Raw genomic sequence first — 17581 nt, 5'->3', positions numbered from 1 at the left:
TAATTTTAATAATTTCTCAGTGCCTCAATTTCATCAATTGACAAGGCTAGCTTTTTACCCAGCAAATCTGATCCCTCATCCGTAATGACAAAATTATCTTCCACCCTTATTCCGCCGAAAGCGCGGTACTCATTTACCTTATCATAGTTGATGTATTCAGAAAACTGCTTTTCTGCCTGCCATCTGTCTATAAGTTCAGGAATAAAATAAATGCCCGGTTCAACCGTAAGTACATAACCAGGCTCTAGTTCTTTGCCTAAACGGAGAGATTTAAGTCCAAATTGGGTAGTATTCTTTAATAAAGTATCCGTATAACCTACGTATTGCTCACCAAGGTCTTCCATATCATGAACATCTAAACCCATCATATGGCCGGTACCACATTGAAAGAACAATGCATGCGCACCTTTTTCAACCGCAGCCTTCATATCTCCTTTCATGAGTCCACGATCCTTCAGTCCCTCTGCAAGTTCCAGACAGGCAGCAAAGTGTACATCAAGATATCGGGTTCCGGGATGCAGCGCTTCAACAGCTTTATGATAGGCATTCAGCACAATGTTGTACATTTCTTTTTGTGCTGCATTAAATGTTCTCCCTGCGGGAAATGTACGGGTAAGGTCACCTGCATAGCCCATGGCAGTCTCCGCACCAGAATCATTCAGCACGAGATCTCCCTCTTTAAGTGTATTTCCATGGTAATGGTTATGGAGAATTTGCCCGTTTACGGTCAAAATTACAGGATAGGCCAAATTACCTCCATGATGAAGTGCCATGTGATGAATAGCCGCTGCAATTTCACTTTCCTTCATACCGGGCCTTGCCATTTGAATGGCCATTAAATGCATGTCTGCAGAAATAGAGGCTGCTTTGTTAATTTCTACAAGTTCTAAGTCTGACTTCACAGCGCGTTGGGCAACTACTGCTTTTATAAAAGAAACAGAGCTATTTTCTTTAACTTGTGTTACAGGTATTTCCAGAACATCAGCTAGCCTAATCACATTTTCGCCACGGTAGGGAGGTAGAAAATGAATATCCCTGCTCTGATTTTGCGCCTTTTCAAGATACTGTTTAAGTGCCGACTTAGGCAGTACTTCTGTAACGCCAGAAGTAGCGGCTTTTTCAGCCAGGGTAGTTTGCCTGCCCATCCATACAATGTCATCAATACTCATTTCGTCTCCAAAAACAATCACCTGCCCAGTCTCCGCATCAATTACTGCGGCAAGGTCAGGCTCCTGGATCCCGAAGTAATATAGAAAAGTACTGTCCTGTCTAAAATGATAGGTATTGTGCAAAAAATTCATCGGACTTTCTGCATTACCTATAAAGAGTAAAATCCCCGAATTAATTTGCCTGGAAATTGCTGCACGCCTGTTGATGTATTCGATTTGCTGGAACATATTTAATGGATTAATTTAGGCTAAAATAGGTGTTGTAATTTATAAACCCTTTACAAGATAGTCCCTAAGTTTAGCTGAGCTGATATTTTTTATACCGCTTGCCACCATTTCCGCATTAAAAGCAGCACCCTCCTTATTGGTATGCGTATGATCTACGGGAAAATACAACCTGGTTTTTTCTTCACCCTGCTTTTGGTAAACCGCGCTGATTATTTCGTTCAATGGAAGGTAGATACTATTGGTTTCAGTTGCAATTTGCTTGGCCCAAATCTGGTAGTCAGTACTGCCAACAACTCCGTTTTTCCATACATTGCGTGGTACAGGAGAGCAAATGATCGGGATCGCCCCTTTTTCCTTTGCTTCCTTTACATACCTGCGAAGGTATCCACCGTAGGTAAATACCTCTTCCTGCATTTTTAGCTTGGGATTATAAACCACGGAACTTTCCAGGCCTATGCCTTTTAAAGATCCCCGGGCACGTGCAGAATCGGCTAAGGGTCCGGAATCGTTATGCCCAAATTGAAGGATCACATAATCCCCTGCTTTCAACTTCGCTACAATTTTATCCCATCTTCCCTCATTGATAAAGGTTCTGCTGCTCCTGCCGCCAATGGCATGATTTTCTAGTGTGATTTTAGTGGTATCAAAGTGAATACTCAACAAACTACCCCAGCCCCATAAGCTTTTCAGGTCATTTCCGGTACCATTTTTAACGGTAGAATCACCAATAATATATAATACAGGTTTAGGTTTTTGTGCTGCGTAGAAGATGACACATGCAGCGGTCAACGTAATCTTTAAAAAGTTCATTTTCTAATTATTTTAAGGTTCGGCAGCTTCGGCGTATCCATCTTTTCGTCAATATAATAATCCACATGCGGGGGCTGGTTATAACCAACATTTTGCCAGGCGATGCTTAGCCGGTATTGGGGATTTTGCATAAAGGTATATAACCTGTGTTTAGTGGGGATGCTGGTCGAAAAAATCCGCAGTTCCTGATTGTCTTTGCTCCTGAAGATGACCTCCTCCCGCCAATCACCAAATAAATCGGCCGACAGCACTGGAACAGATTTAGTTCCATTGTTGGAGGCGCAGTTGTAGTCAGCAGCCTGGAGTAAAGGTTCTGTTTTTTGATTCAGGTAATCCCATTTGTAAATGTTGGTTCCATTTAACAGCTCGCTCAGCAAATCACCATCCCAATAGATGCCAAAATTACAAGGAGGCGTTTCATCCGCTATTTTATTCCCTTTGCTGTCAAACATGCCCATGATACCTGCTCCCGCAACCCAGCATTCTGAACCCGGGTAACGCGGATCTACATTCAAGGCCAAACCACGCCCTGGACCTTCGCCATCTTCACCTGATTTGAGCGAAGGTTTTTTCCAAAGGATTTCTCCTGTCTGCGCATCTCGGAAATGCGCCCCTGCATCATCAAATCTTTCCTGAATATCAAAAATTTCAAGTCCTGGCCTGGTAGGGTCTAAATCAGATACATGTAAGGCATCTCCATGTCCCAGGCCCGTACTGTAAAGCCCTTTACCATTGTCATCAATAACCATGGCCCCATATACAATTTCATCCTTCCCATCATGGTCTACATCTGAGATGCTCAAATTATGGTTTCCTTGTCCACTGTATGCTTTGTTTCCGGGCCTTCCGTCTTCACTATCAAACACCCATCTGGATTGCAATTTCTTAGCTTTAAAATCCCATGCTGCCAATACAGTTCTGGTATAATACCCCCTGGCCATGATGAGACTTGGATGCTGACCGTCAAGATAAGCTACACCGGCCAAAAAACGATCCATCCGGTTGCCGTAACCATCTCCCCATAAGCTTTTGAGTTGTTGCGAACTTGGTGTTTCGGTATCAGGATGTCTTGGTGGAATATACTTAACCGTAGAAAGCGCTGCTCCGCTGAGACCGTCAAAAACAGTCAGGTACTCAGGACCGGCTAAAATATATCCTGCCTCATTACGCCAGTCTTTTTCAGGGTCACCAATAACCTTTCCTTTGGCATCTTTGGTACCATCCGCCGTTTTCATGGCCAGTTCTGCCTTTCCGTCCCCATCCAGATCGTAGGCTATAAACTGCGTATAATGCGCACCCTCCCGTATGTTTATACCAAGATTAATGGTCCATAAAAGTGTACCATCCATTTTATAGGCCTGAAAAATAGGCGGATCGGTTTTACCTGCATGACTGTTATCGTGTGCAACGCCAGCCTGATGAAGGATAAGTTCATAATTGCCATCACCATCCAGATCTGCTACAGATGCATCATTAGGTGCATAACCTGCTGGTGTTTGTAATGGGATAGACAGATAAGACGGCGCATTCGCCTTAATGTTAAATGTGTTACTTTTTGCCTGCTCCTTTCCTCCTATTATGGCTTTTACATAATAGCTATTGTCTGTTCCCAGGTTTGCCAGGCTATCGGTAAAAAAAGTAGCCATTGTTAAAGGCAAGCTATTCAGCTTTGTTACTTTCCCTGAATTAATTCTATAGAGATTAAATGACACTTCTTTCGCATCAGTAACCAATAAGCGCCAGCTTACAGCAATGGCGCCTTTGCCGTTATTAATGGCAATTAATCCGCGGTCCAGGTATTCCATTTGTCGCTGTGCCATAGCCACCGAAGCAGAACAACAACATAGCGCTAATATTATTTTTTTGAAGGTCTTCATGAGCGTTTCTTAATTAATTATTCCAGTACCATTAAAAAGCCTCCGGAAGGCTTTATTTCCAGATCCTTCTGCCCTGCCTGCTTAATGTCAAGATCTGTATCGTCAAAAGAAAATGCATCTTTTCCTTCCCGAATCAATTTTGCTTTGTTTTGACCTAAAGCGGTGAGGTTAAGCGTGATTTTTTGCGCAGAAGATTGCGAATTGATCCCTGCTATGTACCATTTTTTGCCTGATCTTCTGGCAATGACCACATACTTGCCGGGATAACCATCCAGAAATTTCTGCTCGTCCCAGCTGGAAGGCAAGTCCCGAAGGATATTTTTCACAGGTTCTGCTACATGCGACATGCCCTCTGGAGATTCTGCATAATGTTGGATCCCTGAAAGAAAAAGTACCGATAGGGCCAGTTCAAAAGCGTTACTGGTTTTTCGCTTAATGTTACCGGATAACTTGTACAAATTCATTGGCGTGTAATCCATCGGATCAAAAACATTTCTGGTAAAAGGCAGCATGGTACAGATTTCCGCTTCCCTATCGGCTTCCTTCTGACTGAAAGTTACATTCTCAAAACCTCTTACCGCCTCTGTGGTTAGCAAATGAGGATAGGTACGTGCCCAGCCCCTTGGCAAAGTTGCACCATGAAAGTTAACTACCAGCCCAAAAGCCGCAGCATCATTTAAAATGTCAATATAATATTTAATTACCGACTGTCCGTCGCCGGCAAAAAAATCTATTTTCACACCCTTGATGCCCATGGCCTTTAAACGGCCAAATTCCTTAATCCGGTCTTCGTGGTTTAACAGTTTATTTTTAGGGGTATATTTTACGGTATTCCAATCTCCGGCAGAATTGTACCACAACAGCAAACTCACATTTTTTTGCTTAGCATAATCAGAAAGCTGCTGAATTTTATCGTATCCGATTTTCCTGTCCCAGTCGGCATCAATCAGGCAGTACTGCCATCTCATATCAGCCGCAAGATCAATATACCTGAGCTGTTCATTATAGGTAATGAAATCGTCTTTAGAGTTGATCCAGCTCCAGGAAGATTTCCCTGGTTTTATAAAGGAAGCATCCTTAATTTGTGATGGCTTAGCCAGATCAGTGCCTGCCGTAGAATTCACAACGGTTTGCAGGCTGCCTATAGCTATTACACGCCAGGGACTGGAAAATGGAAGTTTAGATTGTGGTAACAGACTTTTACCCGTAATCACTTCACGCGGGTCGGGGAAGCCGATGGTAAAATTGCCTTTCTTACTGGTAGACAACAAACGCGTAGCGCAATAATTGCTGTCTAAACCTGCTTCTGTAATCAATACCCAGACATTGTTACTTTTAAACAATGCGGGATATACCCAACCTGTTTTATTTTCGGCAATATCTTCTATGGGGATGTCGGGATTGTAATGCTCTTCATAAGCAGGGTTACTGGATTCCCAACCAGATTTGGAAACCTGCATGGGCTGCAGCCAGGTCTTAGTCCCGGCCGGAAAATTAAATGCAGTCTGTTCGCTCAGCACTTGCCTGAGGGCAGTTGATTTACCTGTAAACTGATAGTTGAAAGCAACCGCATCATTAGAAACCTGAAAAACGATACTGATCAATTCTCCATCAGCTGAAGTGTAACGAAATATTTTTTGATTGGCCTGGTAGCTCATCTTCCTGCGCTTTGCATAGACCATCTGGTAGTCATCCTTTATTTTACGGATTTCTGATGCAGCTACAAAATTGAGCTTCTGGCTGAAGTTTACATCATTCAGGATCAATCCCAGGGGCGAAGCATTGATAACCGATGTACCTTGTCTGCTAATTTGATACTGTGGCTGCCCCTTTTCATCTGTAAACACAGATACCTGAAGACTTTCATCTGGACTTGATACGGACAAAGCCTTCTTTTGCGAAAAGGCCGGTCCGAAGGACATTAAAAAAAGAACTAGTATAATATAACCTCTACTCATATTATTTTTGATAAACACGTACGTAGTCAACTTCAAAACGGTTAGGGAATTTGGTATCTTCAAGTTCGCCTCCATTCAATCCACCCATGGCCAGGTCAAGTAACATGTAATGCGGTTGCTTAAATGGATGTGTGCCACTGCCATCTTTATTATACAGTTTATCCATAGGCACCGTAATCATGAGCTCGTCATCCACAAACAACGAAATGTCTTTTTCTGTCCAGTCCATCCGCCAAACATGAAATTTAGCCGCCCATTCTTTTCCACCCAATTCGGTAACTGCTTTAGTTTTACCATGCCATTCTGCGTTATAACGTCTTGTAGTTCCTACAGCAATGTTCGCCAGGATTTTTCCCTTATAAAACTCCATCATGTCAATCTCGCCATTTGAAGGCCATTCGCCTTTTACACCTAAGGTCCACCATGCAGGCCATAGCCCCGCACTCACATCAATTTTGCCCCTCATTACAAAACGGCCGTACTGCCAGCTGTGCAATCCTGAAGTATTGATGCTGGAAGAAGAATATTCAATTTTTTCACGACTGTTACGCCATTGCTTGCTGTCTTTTTTATACAGCGGATTTGGCTTATCCTCTTTTCTGCCTTCGATTACAAGTACCCCATTTTCGCACCAGGCATTATCTTCTTGGTACCATTGGTATTCTTCATTACGGACGAAGCCTGTTTCATGTTTCCAGGAGGCAGGATCAGGCTTCCCGGTTCCGTTAAATTCATCTGCCCAAACCAATTTATAGCCTTCCTTTAAAAAAGCAGTAGCCTCCTGGGCACTTTGATCAGAAGATTGAGCAATGGCTCCCGGCATGCCGGGAGCCATTAATGAGCTAAATAAAAGTATAGCAAATCGTAACTTAGTCATAGTATTTAAATGGCTTAATGAACTATTTACCCAGCAGACTTATGGTATAGCTATAGGTATATTTTTTATCCAGCAACAGATATTTAGTATGCGGATAAGCACCCCAGCTATCGTCGCCACCCACACCACGCTGTTTTAAATCAATACTCAGGAAAACCTGATTTCTTGGAGGCAGATCAGTTGGGTGTTGTTGTTTTTTGGTAAATCCCGGATCTAAATCTTCGGTGCTATGGTTTATAGCCGTAAAAGCAATGGGTTGTACACCTTCTACTTTAATTCCATTTCCTTTGCTATCTGCCAAAGTAAGCCAGCGCACATCTGTTTTATTTCCACTTTCCTGCGGACGGATATAACCTTTATAATATTGATTTTCTACTTTATCTGTATACAAGCCAACAAATGATCCCAGGTAACGATCTGTATAATTCTCATATGGCCCTCTGCCGTAATAACTCAAATTACTTAAAGCACCAGATAAGGTAGTCCGCATGCCAAAACGAGGAAGTTCCGGAAGGTCTTTTCCTGTCATGTCCATGCTTGCAGTTACCTTTATGGCACCATCATTTTGAATGAAGTAGGTAATTTGATAAGGCAGGTCTACACTGGTTAATTGCCAGTTTACATTGATGCTTAAACCATCTGCATTTTGTTCGCCAACGGTTACACTTTTCAGTTTTTTCTGCTGGTGCGCGCCACGCCATACACCCAATCTTGAAGGCATATCATTTCCAAAATCATTGTCGGTTGGTGCACGCCAGAAATAAGGCTCAGGGAAATTATTGAACCAACTGTTTCCTTTATTGTACCGGCTTATGCGACCAGATTTCAAATCGAATTCTCCTTTCACATCCCCTGCAGTAAAACTCAGCTTTTTATCATCTTTCGTTACTACAAGTTTAGTTTCCGAACTTGCTTTTTTAGCAAAATAATCACCGGCATATTTAAACTGCTCACGGGCAACCTCAGTTCCTGCAGGTAACATTTCGTTACCTGTCTTACTATAGGCATACACATTCAGGAAATATTCTGTACCTGCTGCAGATTTGTATTTTGGCAGGTTAAGCTTAACCTCCCTGGATTGATGAGGAGCCAGCTGAACTTCAAATTTCCCTTCACTTACCTTCTCACCATTTTTCAGTAATTCCCATTTAAAGTTATATTGGTTCAAATTGGTAAAATCAAAAATGTTCTCCAAATTGATTAGGCCTTTATCCAGGTCCTTTGCCGTAAAAATTACATTCTGATAAATCTTTTTCACTTCATAAGCACCAGGATCAGGTGTACGGTCTGAACTGATGATCCCATCCGCTACACCATTCTCATCATTTTGCCAATAAAAGGCCCCGAGATCTCCACCATATGCCCAAAATGCTTTACCATTATCATCTTTAGTTTTAATCCCCTGGTCTACCCAGTCCCAGATAAAACCACCTTGCATATTTTTACTCTTGCGGATCATGTCAAAGTATTCCTGGAAATTACCATTACTGTTTCCCATGGCATGCGCGTATTCGCACATGATATAAGGTCTTTTTTTACTGGTATCCGCACCATACCTCCGCATATTCCCAATACTTGGGTACATCGGACACACGATATCCGTATTCCAGTCTTCTCCAGCCTGTTCAAACTGCACTGGTCTGGAAGCATCACGCTTTTTAATCCATTTGTAATTGTCATGGAACACAGGTCCATTTCCACATTCATTACCTAAAGACCAGATGATGATCGAAGCATGATTTTTATCACGTTCCACCATCCTAACCGTACGGTCTACATGTGCAGCTGCCCATTCCGGCATATATGCGGGATGTTTGCTCTTATCAAACCAAGCCTGAAATTCAGCCCCAATTCCATGCGTTTCAATATTTGCTTCATCAACCAGGTACAGTCCGTACTGGTCACATAATTTGTACCAGAGCGGATCGTTTGGATAGTGTGAAAGCCTTACCGCATTGATGTTTAATTCCCTCATCAGTTTGATGTCTTTTAACATCAGTTCTTTAGTGGTAGTATGACCAGTTACGTCATCATGTTCGTGTCTGTTTACACCATGAACAGAAATAGCTACACCATTGACCAGCAATCTTGCATTTTTAATTTCAACTTTCCTAAACCCTACCTTTGATGCTACAACCCCAGCCACGTTTCCTTTATCGTCTTTAAGCGTAATGGTACAATCGTAAAGGTTCGGATGCTCACCATTCCATTTCAGTGGGTTTTTTAGGGTTGTTTTAAAACTCACTGTCTGCAAGGTGTCTGCTGTTACATTAAAGTTTTCCTGTTTGCTGTAAATACTTTTGCCTGCTTTGTCCAACAGACTTAGGGTTAAGCTTCCGCTTTTAAGGTTGTTTCCTTTAAACTTGCGGAGATCTACATCTGCACTAAAAAGTCCGTCGGTATATTTGTCGTCCAAATCCGCTTTTAAAAAGAAATCCCAGATTGCCATTTTCGGCATGGCAGATAAATAAACATCACGTTCAATACCACTTAAACGCCAAAAATCCTGGTCTTCCAGGTAACTGCCGTCGTGCCAGCGAAATACTTCGAGGGCTAATAAATTAGTACCTTTTTTAAGGTGTTTTGTGATGTTAAACTCTGCTGGTGTTTTTGAGGCCTTTGTCATCCCCACCTTATTTCCGTTGACATAAATAAAGGCACATCCAGAAATAGAACCAAAATGAATTAACACTTCTTTATCATCCCATCCTTCTGGTACCGTAAAAGTTTTGCGATAGGTACCTACTGGATTATTGGCACCAGTAAAGGGTGGATTTTTAGGGTGCGGATAGGTGATATTGGTATAGATGGGCACACCAAAACCATTGAGCTCCCAGTTGGAGGGCACATTGAGGTTAGCCCATCCTGAATCATCAAGACTCGTTTTATAAAAGTCAGTCCGCCTGTCTTTATACTGGTCTACATAGCTAAATTTCCAGGTACCATTCAGCGACTTAAAGTTTGTAGATTTAGAATAATCGTCTGCAATAGCGTCTTTTTGCTGGTTAAAAAGCATAAAAGTAACGTGCGGCTTTTCCTTACCCTGATCCAGGAGCTGGGGATTTTCCCAATCGTTATTTTGTGCTTTTACCGTTGCAAACGTAGTAAGCGCGAAAGTGGTGGTAAACAAGAGTTGTTTAAGGTTCATTGTGTGTTATAGATTTAAAAACTGAAGCATTTAAAAATTTCAAATTAAGGCGTATACCCGCCACTGTATTGGGTCAATCCATCCTTCCTCATTGCTTCAATAATGAGGCAATTATAAACGTAGTCCCAACTGGAAGTAACTTCAGCATTTTGATTCAGTCCGTAAGGCCACCAATGTTGCGAATCTCCACTCAATTGCACATCTACAGCGCTGTTGTCAATTTTCTTTAACATCGCATTTGCGTTAGCACCCTGATATTTCCCGGCCGACAACTTACCTGACCACCAGGACGATGTACCTGTACCTAAAGTATGGTTCATTTCATGCAGCATTGTTCTGATATTTTGTACGCCTGTGCTTGGTCCGAAACGCATCCAGCCTTCATTATTGGCATCTGCGGTAAGAACACCGGGATCGTAATTGAGGTATACGTGCTTAGTAGCGGAGGTAAAATTCGTTAAATACCATACGGCACTGTCTATCGCTATCTGTAAACGACCATAGGCTTCCAACTGCACTGCTGTTGGAGCTGCCGCTTTATTGAATGTATAGGTAATCCTGCCCTTGGCAATGGTTCTAAATGAAATATTTTCACTGTAACTTATGCCAAATCTATTGATGGTATAAGCCCGCAGGTGGTAGTTTGTTCTCTCCGTTAAACCCGTAATCATGGTTCTGAATTTGCCTGTTCCATTACCGGCTTGCTTTAGTTTACTGTCGCTTACGGTTGGATTAACTGAAGTACCCCAGCAAACTCCTTTTTCAGTTATGGCATCTCCTCCATCAGTAAGTACCGCTATATCTGCCGCTACCGCAGTAGATCCTATAATGAACATGGGCATAATGCTAAACGTTGCACTCAAAACCTCATTCGTTGTAAACTGCACTTCTTCTCCATAAGCGGTACCAACTTTGTTGGTGGCATAAGCCCTTAAATAGTATTTTGTTGATGGCGTTAAGGAAGATAACTGACTTGTAAAACTGCCCGAAGTAGTCACATTGCTGGTTATGGCAATGAGGTCAGCTTTTGTGGGACTGGGTTTAAGGCTATAACAGATTCCCCTTGAGGTAACGGTTGTTCCACCATCGTTAGAGACGGCCCCACCAGATTTACCAGAACTGGCTGTAATTAAACTGACCGCTGACGTAGAAACGGTTGGCAGAGCTTCAGGTAACGTTGGGTCTGTTTTTGTAGTATCCGCTTTTATAGCTTCAGATTTCGAGCAGCTCCATAAAAACAAAGCAGGTACCAGTAAAAAGATAAATAGTTTTTTCATGATTAGGAGGCTTCTATTATACCTTAAAAAGGTGCCAGATCTAATCTGGCACCATCTTTTTATCACTATAGATTACGTTGCAAGAGGTAGATTTGCAGTTAAGGTTCCCTTAAATTGATAGGTAACACCAGCAACTACATAATTGTACCAGATGTCAAATTTTTTGGCCGTTGGATTGTAGGTCCCTCCACCTCCAGAAATCACCAAGGTACCCGCTGAGGAAATGGTTAAAGTATTGTCTGCCGCAACCTGAATTTTTACACCGTAAGGGACTATGCTGGCATTATCTTCCGAATTACTCAAATGAAAAAAGCGTACCGTATTATAACTGGTAGCCTTTAATTGTCTCACTGGAAGAGATAAAGACGTAGTAACTGCCGGGGTATTCAGGTTATAATACTGTCCAACAATGCTGTAGCTATAATCCGAATAGGCATTAATCAGGGTTAAAGAGACCATCAGTACCGAGTCAGTTTTTCGGATTGTTACATAATCCGGCTCTGATACTTTGGCTATTTTGACCGTAAAAGCATACAATAAATCGGGATTTAAATTAGCTGTTTTAATGTATACAGGCGTTGTTCCGTAAACCTCGTTTGCCTTTATTATCACATCTTTATTCGGGATTCTGTATAAAACATCACTCAATTGCTGATATTTAATATCAGTAGGTTTAAACAAATACAAGTTGTTGTAATTGGTAATTTGCGCAATACCAGCATCAGCTACCGTAGCGGTAACGTCCCTGTCTACATTTAAGCTTCCACCAACAGCGACCGATAAATTGAAGGAAGATTCTGCGTCCGCCCCATTTGCATAATTCAGTTTAACAATAGCCCTACCTTCATTATTCGTCCGGTTGGCGCCAACAAGGTATACCTGTTTAATGTACTGCTCCCGATCCAATGGCTCATCCTTTTTTTTACAGCCACCTAAAAGCACAACAATGGATGTAAACGAGCATAGTATAAAATTTAATTTTTTCATTAGTATCAATATTTTATTCAATTAAATAAACTCTTTATTCGAAACTACCAGCTTGGATTTTGTACCAGTTTGGAGTTTTTATTCATAGAAACCTGCGGTATAGGCCAGAAATACATTTTAAAGCTCCAATTCCTCTTTGTCAACTCCTCCACCAAAATGGTCCTTGTGTAAAACAAATCTTTCTGTCCACTGGAAGCCTTGATGTTCATTCCCACCACTGGTTTGGTCATGGCATCCGGTGCATCCATCCATCTTCTTAAATCGTGGTAACGGCGGCCTTCACAGGCAAATTCAATTTTACGTTCCAATTTGATCGCCTCCCTTATCGTTGCCGGACTTGCCAGCTCTGCAGCAGAAAGTCCCGGTAAACCGGCCCGGAAACGCACCCGGTTAAAGGCACTTTGAATTTCCGTTAAATTTCTGCTTACGGTAATTCCTGTCGTTGGATCAGTATAACTTCCGGTCATTTCATTCAGGGCTTCTGCATAATTCAAAAGAATCTCCGCATACCTGAAGATGGGAAAAGTTTTAGCCCTGATTGCCCCCGCTGCTTGCATATTATCCGTATGGTGATTGTACTTGATACAGGTGTATCCCGTATGGTTATAATCATTTACCTGGTTCACATTAGGCACTGCATTTCCGTTTGAATAATAGGTAACTTCAAGATTCGTATAAGCTCCTGATCCGGTATACGAAGTGCCCTTCCAATACGAATGGTTAAAGCCTATGGTCGCATAAAAACGCGCCTCCCTATTGTTGTACATTCTTGACGTATTTGCCGTTAATTGTACATCTGAAACTGTTTTCGCCGCAGGAATAGAAAGCGAGGATTCAGCAGTACTGGGATAGGGATAGGTTGTACTCGAATTTGTAATACTGTTTCCGTCTTTCATTCTGTAAGAATCTACCAGGTCCTGTGTCAGGTTCAATCCATTCCAGCCACCTAGAAAAGACATCGTAGATAGGTTTAGCGAAGAACCACTTCCAGTGGGATTTACATTGGTACACCAGATCACTTCGCGATTGCTGTTCGCCGGAACCTCTCCAATAAAACTATACTTATAACTCCGGTAAGGATCAATGCCCCCTGCGCCATTCGGGTAGTTTTCTGTTGGCACATTGGGTGCCAAAGGATCCATATCTGCACCTTTTGGATAGGTAAACAATTCGTACAAGCCGGTTTCCATCACCCGCTTAGCGGCAGCAGCAGCTTTACCCCATTTGGTATTGTCATACACGTTGGAGATAAAAAGCGAACCATCTTTTCGTGTCCAGTTTGCATAAGATGGATTTCCGTTGAATTGCGGACTTGCAGCCACAAGTAAAACCCTAGACATTACTGCCATAGCAGCACCTGAGGTTGGGCGATAAATGTCGTTTAAGGCTTCTTGATTGGGCTGTAAGTAGCCCACAGCCAACTCCATGTTTTTAGCGATATAAGCTACGCAATCGTCATAACTGCTGCGTTCCTGGGACAATGTTTCTCCATCATCATTCAAATCCAACACGTCGTCCGAAGGGATTACGGCCGGGCCGTATTGCTGAACCAGCAGATACAAAAAATACCCTTTTAAATAATACATCTCGCCAAGGTACTGTCGTTTAGTGGTAACGGATAAACCCTTTGCCTCCTCAATCCTGGCAATGACGGTATTCGCTTTACGAATGCCCTTATACCAGTTTGCATAATTGTTGAAATAGGTATTGGCGGCGAATGGTGTAATCTCGTTCAACATCAATTTTATACCTGCATGACTTCCATCGTTCCATGAGGTAAAATTTTCATCGGTTGCCTGTTGATAGGGTGACCATGAATTGCTCCACAACTTTTCCTCATCCGGAAGATAAGAAGCAATTCCATTGATATAGGTCCGTAATTTATCTTGGTTAGAAAACACACTATCCACTTGCGTCATATCGTATAGATATTCATCCACGTTCAGGTAATCTTTTTTGCAGGAACTTAACCCTGTACAAATTGCACCAGAAATAAGAACTGCGAATGCTATTTTAAGTCTTTTATTCATGATTAAGTTTTTTAAAAGGAAACAAACATTTGTAAGGTGTACATTCTTTGAAGCGGATATACTGCCCCGTTGTTTGAGGCCTGCTCCGGATCCCAAAGTTTAACCTTATCCCAAACTTTCAGGTTATCTCCAACAAGGCTAAATGTTGCTGACGAGATTCCATAACGTTTCAAAAAGTTATTTTCCAGTTTATAGGCGACTTCCACATTTTTTAAGCGCAGAAAGGAGGCATCTGCCATCCAGAATGTAGAGGCCTGGTTGTTGTTGTTGTTGGCCCCATAGGTCAATCTTGGAAAACGTGCGTCTGGATTTTCGGTAGCAGTAGTTCCCGAAACCGTAGCTGGAATCCAACGGTTGTTTGGATTGGCAACAATACTCAACAAATTCCCTGTCGATTCTCCTGCAAAGGGATAATAGCCCGAACCTCCGAGAAAGTAAGAAACCTGATCTTGTCCGGTAAAGAACATATTAAATGTCCATTTTTTCCAGTTTACTACCGTAGCAAAACCATATATCACCCGTGGCACGTTAGAGAGATTTAGCGGAACGGCATCATCTGCATTGACTACACCATCACCGTTTACATCCTTGTATTTGATATCACCTGGTAAATAATTGGCCATAAAAGTCTGTGTAGGACTGTTGGCAATATCGGCCTTATCTTTAAACAAACCCAAAGCAATTAGGCCTCGTTGCACACCATAAGGTACGTCTGTAAAAGATTGATATGGGTAATTCACACCACTTTGTTCCCAATGGGTAACTTTATTTCTAGAAAATGTGAAGTTCGCTTTTAGGGTTAAAGACAAATCCTGAGTCAGGTTTTCAAAATAGGTTACGTTACCATCCATCCCCCAGCTCCTCATGGAACCAACGTTAAGCCAGGGTGCCTGAGCAGCCCCTACTTCATCCGGAATAGTTACCCTTTGCTGATAAATGTCTTTCGCATCTGTTAAGAAACCATCAACAGTCATATCAATTTTACTTTTGAATAATTTTACATCCACCCCTAAATCGTATTTGGTTGAGGTTTGCCATTTTAACCCGTTTGTTCCTACCTTACTTTCAATGAGTGTTCCTCCCCAATCGTTACTACCTAGCGCAAAGATGGTTTGATAAGGAAAGCGCACCAATTTACCGGCTCCGTTCACCACTTTTGCATTCCCCACTTTACCCCATGAACCACGGATTTTAAGGTAATCTACAAATTTAAGGTGCTCTTTTAACCATTCGTATTGTGTTGGAATCCAACCAGCAGATAAGGCGGGAAAAATACCATATTGCTCGCCCGGTTTAAAATTCTCTGAACCTGAATAGCCAACGTTTGCCTCAAACAAATAGGTATCTTTAAGGGAATAGGTACCCCTTGCAGAGAAGGCCTGAGTTCTAAGCGGGATAATACTCATGTAAAGGCTCTCGTATGCATTAATATCAGAGGTAACATCTTCCTGACGATAGGCATGAATAAGTCCTGTAACGTTGTGAATTGCATTAAAAGAACGGTTGTAATTTACCTGAGCTTCCATATACATCTGGCGTGTAATTAATGCCGTATTCGAATAAGTGGGAGCAATCTCTGACACCGTACGTACTGTAATCAATTTTCCGTCATTTGCTCTCGGGTTTACTACTGGAGCTTGAAAAACTTCTGCACCCAATTTAGGACGGGCTGAGCCATTATTTCCAGTATAAGTCCAGGAAAACAAACCTCTGGCTGTTAAACCTTTGGTTACCGCATTTAAATCCTGCTCCAGGCTCAATTTGGCATTTACCGTATTGGTGTTGCTTTTTCTAAAACCAGTATAATTTAACAAGTAATAAGGAGAAAGTGATGTCCCGCCAATACCAAAACCAGCAATCTGCCCATTGGAGTATTTTACAGGAATACTAACTGGTGTAATGTTAGCTTGAGAGGTCCATAAAAAAAGATTGTCGGTACCATAGGCAGGAGAATTCTGAAGACCAATGGCGTCGTCCATATTTAAAGCCAATTTAGTAGTTTTTGTCAAATCTACATCAACGTTTGCCCTAAAGTTGTATTTCTTGTAATTGGTATTTACATCGTATGCATCTACGCTTTTATCCTGTTTAAAAATCCCACCTTGGTTCAAATATCCGAGACTCATAAAATAACGAGCATTGGTGCCCCCACCCGAAATATTTAAATTGTATTGCGTGTACTGCGTATGGTCTTTTAAAATGACGTCTCTCCAGTTGGTGTTGGGATACAGGTCTGGGTCCAGGTTGTTTTTAAATATTTCCATTTCTACAGGACTGTATAAAGGAACTTGCCCCCTCCCAACCCTCGCTTCATTGGCAAGTGTAGCATAATCATAAGCCTCTACATATTCTGGCATACGGGCCGATTTAGTGTAGGTTGAGTTAGCTTTAAAATTTACCTTGATATCACCTGCCTTACCTCTTTTTGTGGTCACCACGACTACACCATTTGCGCCACGCAAACCATATACGGCCGTAGCAGAAGCATCTTTTAACACAGAGAAACTTTCGATATCTGATGGATCAATGTTGTTCAGGTTACCTTCTACCCCATCAATCAAAATCAGTGCAGATGAACTTGCCCCGAAGGTACTGATCCCACGAACCCAAAATTCAGAAAAGTTACTTCCTGGCTCACCACTCCGTTGCACCGCTATGATCCCGGGCACCCTTCCGCCAAGCATATTACTTAAGGAAGTTGCCGGAACCTGCAAATCCTTTACATTGATGGTGCTAATGGCACCTGTAGTGGTTACTTTACGTTGGGTTCCCAAACCCACCACCTGAACTTCTTCAAAATCACCCACCTTATCTTTTAAAACCACTTTTACTTTTTCCTTGGATTCATTTACAATCAACTCAAAGCTTTCAAATCCGATAAAGCTAAAAATAAGCGTGCTTCCCTTAGGGATATTCGCCAAACGAAACCTTCCATCCGAATCCGAGGAAGTTCCGATCTTCGTATTCCCTTTTACAAAAATTGATACCCCAATCAACTCCTTACCTTGTTCATCCATTAATTGTCCTGCAATAGTCAATTTACCGGCATCCTGCGCATAGAGCGTAGCATTGGCCATGGTAAAGAAATACATCAGAACCAGATATAATATTTTTTTCATCTGCTTATAATTTGTTTTTTATCAGTGATGAAGCTATCAGATTTATTCCCACTGCGGGTTCAAAAAATCATGATGGTTTCATAAATTCTAGTATGCTTAAC

The 17581-nt window shown here is 41.9% G+C and carries 10 protein-coding genes; all 10 read right to left on the bottom strand.

All coding sequences use genetic code 11. From position 1 onward, the window contains the following. Positions 1 to 5: 5 nt before the first annotated feature. On the bottom strand, positions 6 to 1397 hold the full coding sequence (locus LPB86_RS14865; RefSeq protein ID WP_230645307.1) for an aminopeptidase P family protein: 1392 nt from the start codon (positions 1395 to 1397) through the stop codon (positions 6 to 8). 39 nt (positions 1398 to 1436) lie between these two features. Next, positions 1437 to 2207, bottom strand: a complete 771-nt coding sequence (locus tag LPB86_RS14860; RefSeq protein ID WP_230645305.1) for a rhamnogalacturonan acetylesterase — start codon at positions 2205 to 2207, stop codon at positions 1437 to 1439. Next, positions 2204 to 4084 carry a rhamnogalacturonan lyase gene (locus LPB86_RS14855; RefSeq protein ID WP_230645303.1) on the bottom strand — a complete coding sequence of 627 codons (1881 nt, stop codon included), beginning with the start codon at positions 4082 to 4084 and terminating at the stop codon, positions 2204 to 2206. Before LPB86_RS14855 ends, LPB86_RS14860 begins: the two co-directional genes overlap by 4 nt. A 17-nt stretch (positions 4085 to 4101) precedes the next feature. Beyond that, positions 4102 to 6042, bottom strand: coding sequence for a glycoside hydrolase family 97 protein (locus LPB86_RS14850; protein WP_230645301.1), 1941 nt, complete (start codon positions 6040 to 6042; stop codon positions 4102 to 4104). A 1-nt stretch (position 6043) separates the two neighbouring features. Next, the gene (locus LPB86_RS14845) at positions 6044 to 6919 is read right to left on the bottom strand and encodes a family 16 glycosylhydrolase (protein WP_230645298.1); all 876 of its coding nucleotides are present in this window, start codon (positions 6917 to 6919) and stop codon (positions 6044 to 6046) included. A 22-nt stretch (positions 6920 to 6941) separates the two neighbouring features. Then, positions 6942 to 10067: a glycoside hydrolase family 2 TIM barrel-domain containing protein gene (locus tag LPB86_RS14840; RefSeq protein WP_230645296.1), complete on the bottom strand. Its 3126-nt coding sequence runs from the start codon at positions 10065 to 10067 to the stop codon at positions 6942 to 6944. A gap of 44 nt (positions 10068 to 10111) precedes the next feature. Then, positions 10112 to 11344: a hypothetical protein gene (locus LPB86_RS14835; RefSeq protein WP_230645294.1), complete on the bottom strand. Its 1233-nt coding sequence runs from the start codon at positions 11342 to 11344 to the stop codon at positions 10112 to 10114. Between the two features lie 72 nt (positions 11345 to 11416). Then, complete coding sequence (locus LPB86_RS14830; RefSeq protein ID WP_230645292.1) at positions 11417 to 12331, bottom strand: BT_3044 domain-containing protein; 915 nt, start codon at positions 12329 to 12331, stop codon at positions 11417 to 11419. A 44-nt stretch (positions 12332 to 12375) separates the two neighbouring features. After that, positions 12376 to 14361, bottom strand: coding sequence for a RagB/SusD family nutrient uptake outer membrane protein (locus LPB86_RS14825; RefSeq protein WP_230645290.1), 1986 nt, complete (start codon positions 14359 to 14361; stop codon positions 12376 to 12378). A gap of 11 nt (positions 14362 to 14372) precedes the next feature. Continuing rightward, positions 14373 to 17480, bottom strand: a complete 3108-nt coding sequence (locus LPB86_RS14820; protein WP_230645289.1) for a TonB-dependent receptor — start codon at positions 17478 to 17480, stop codon at positions 14373 to 14375. Positions 17481 to 17581 lie beyond the last annotated feature (101 nt).

The organism is Pedobacter sp. MC2016-14 (assembly GCF_020991475.1).
Classification (GTDB): domain Bacteria; phylum Bacteroidota; class Bacteroidia; order Sphingobacteriales; family Sphingobacteriaceae; genus Pedobacter.
Note: the sequence above shows the minus strand (reverse complement) of the source record. Positions and strands in the feature narration are given on the sequence as shown.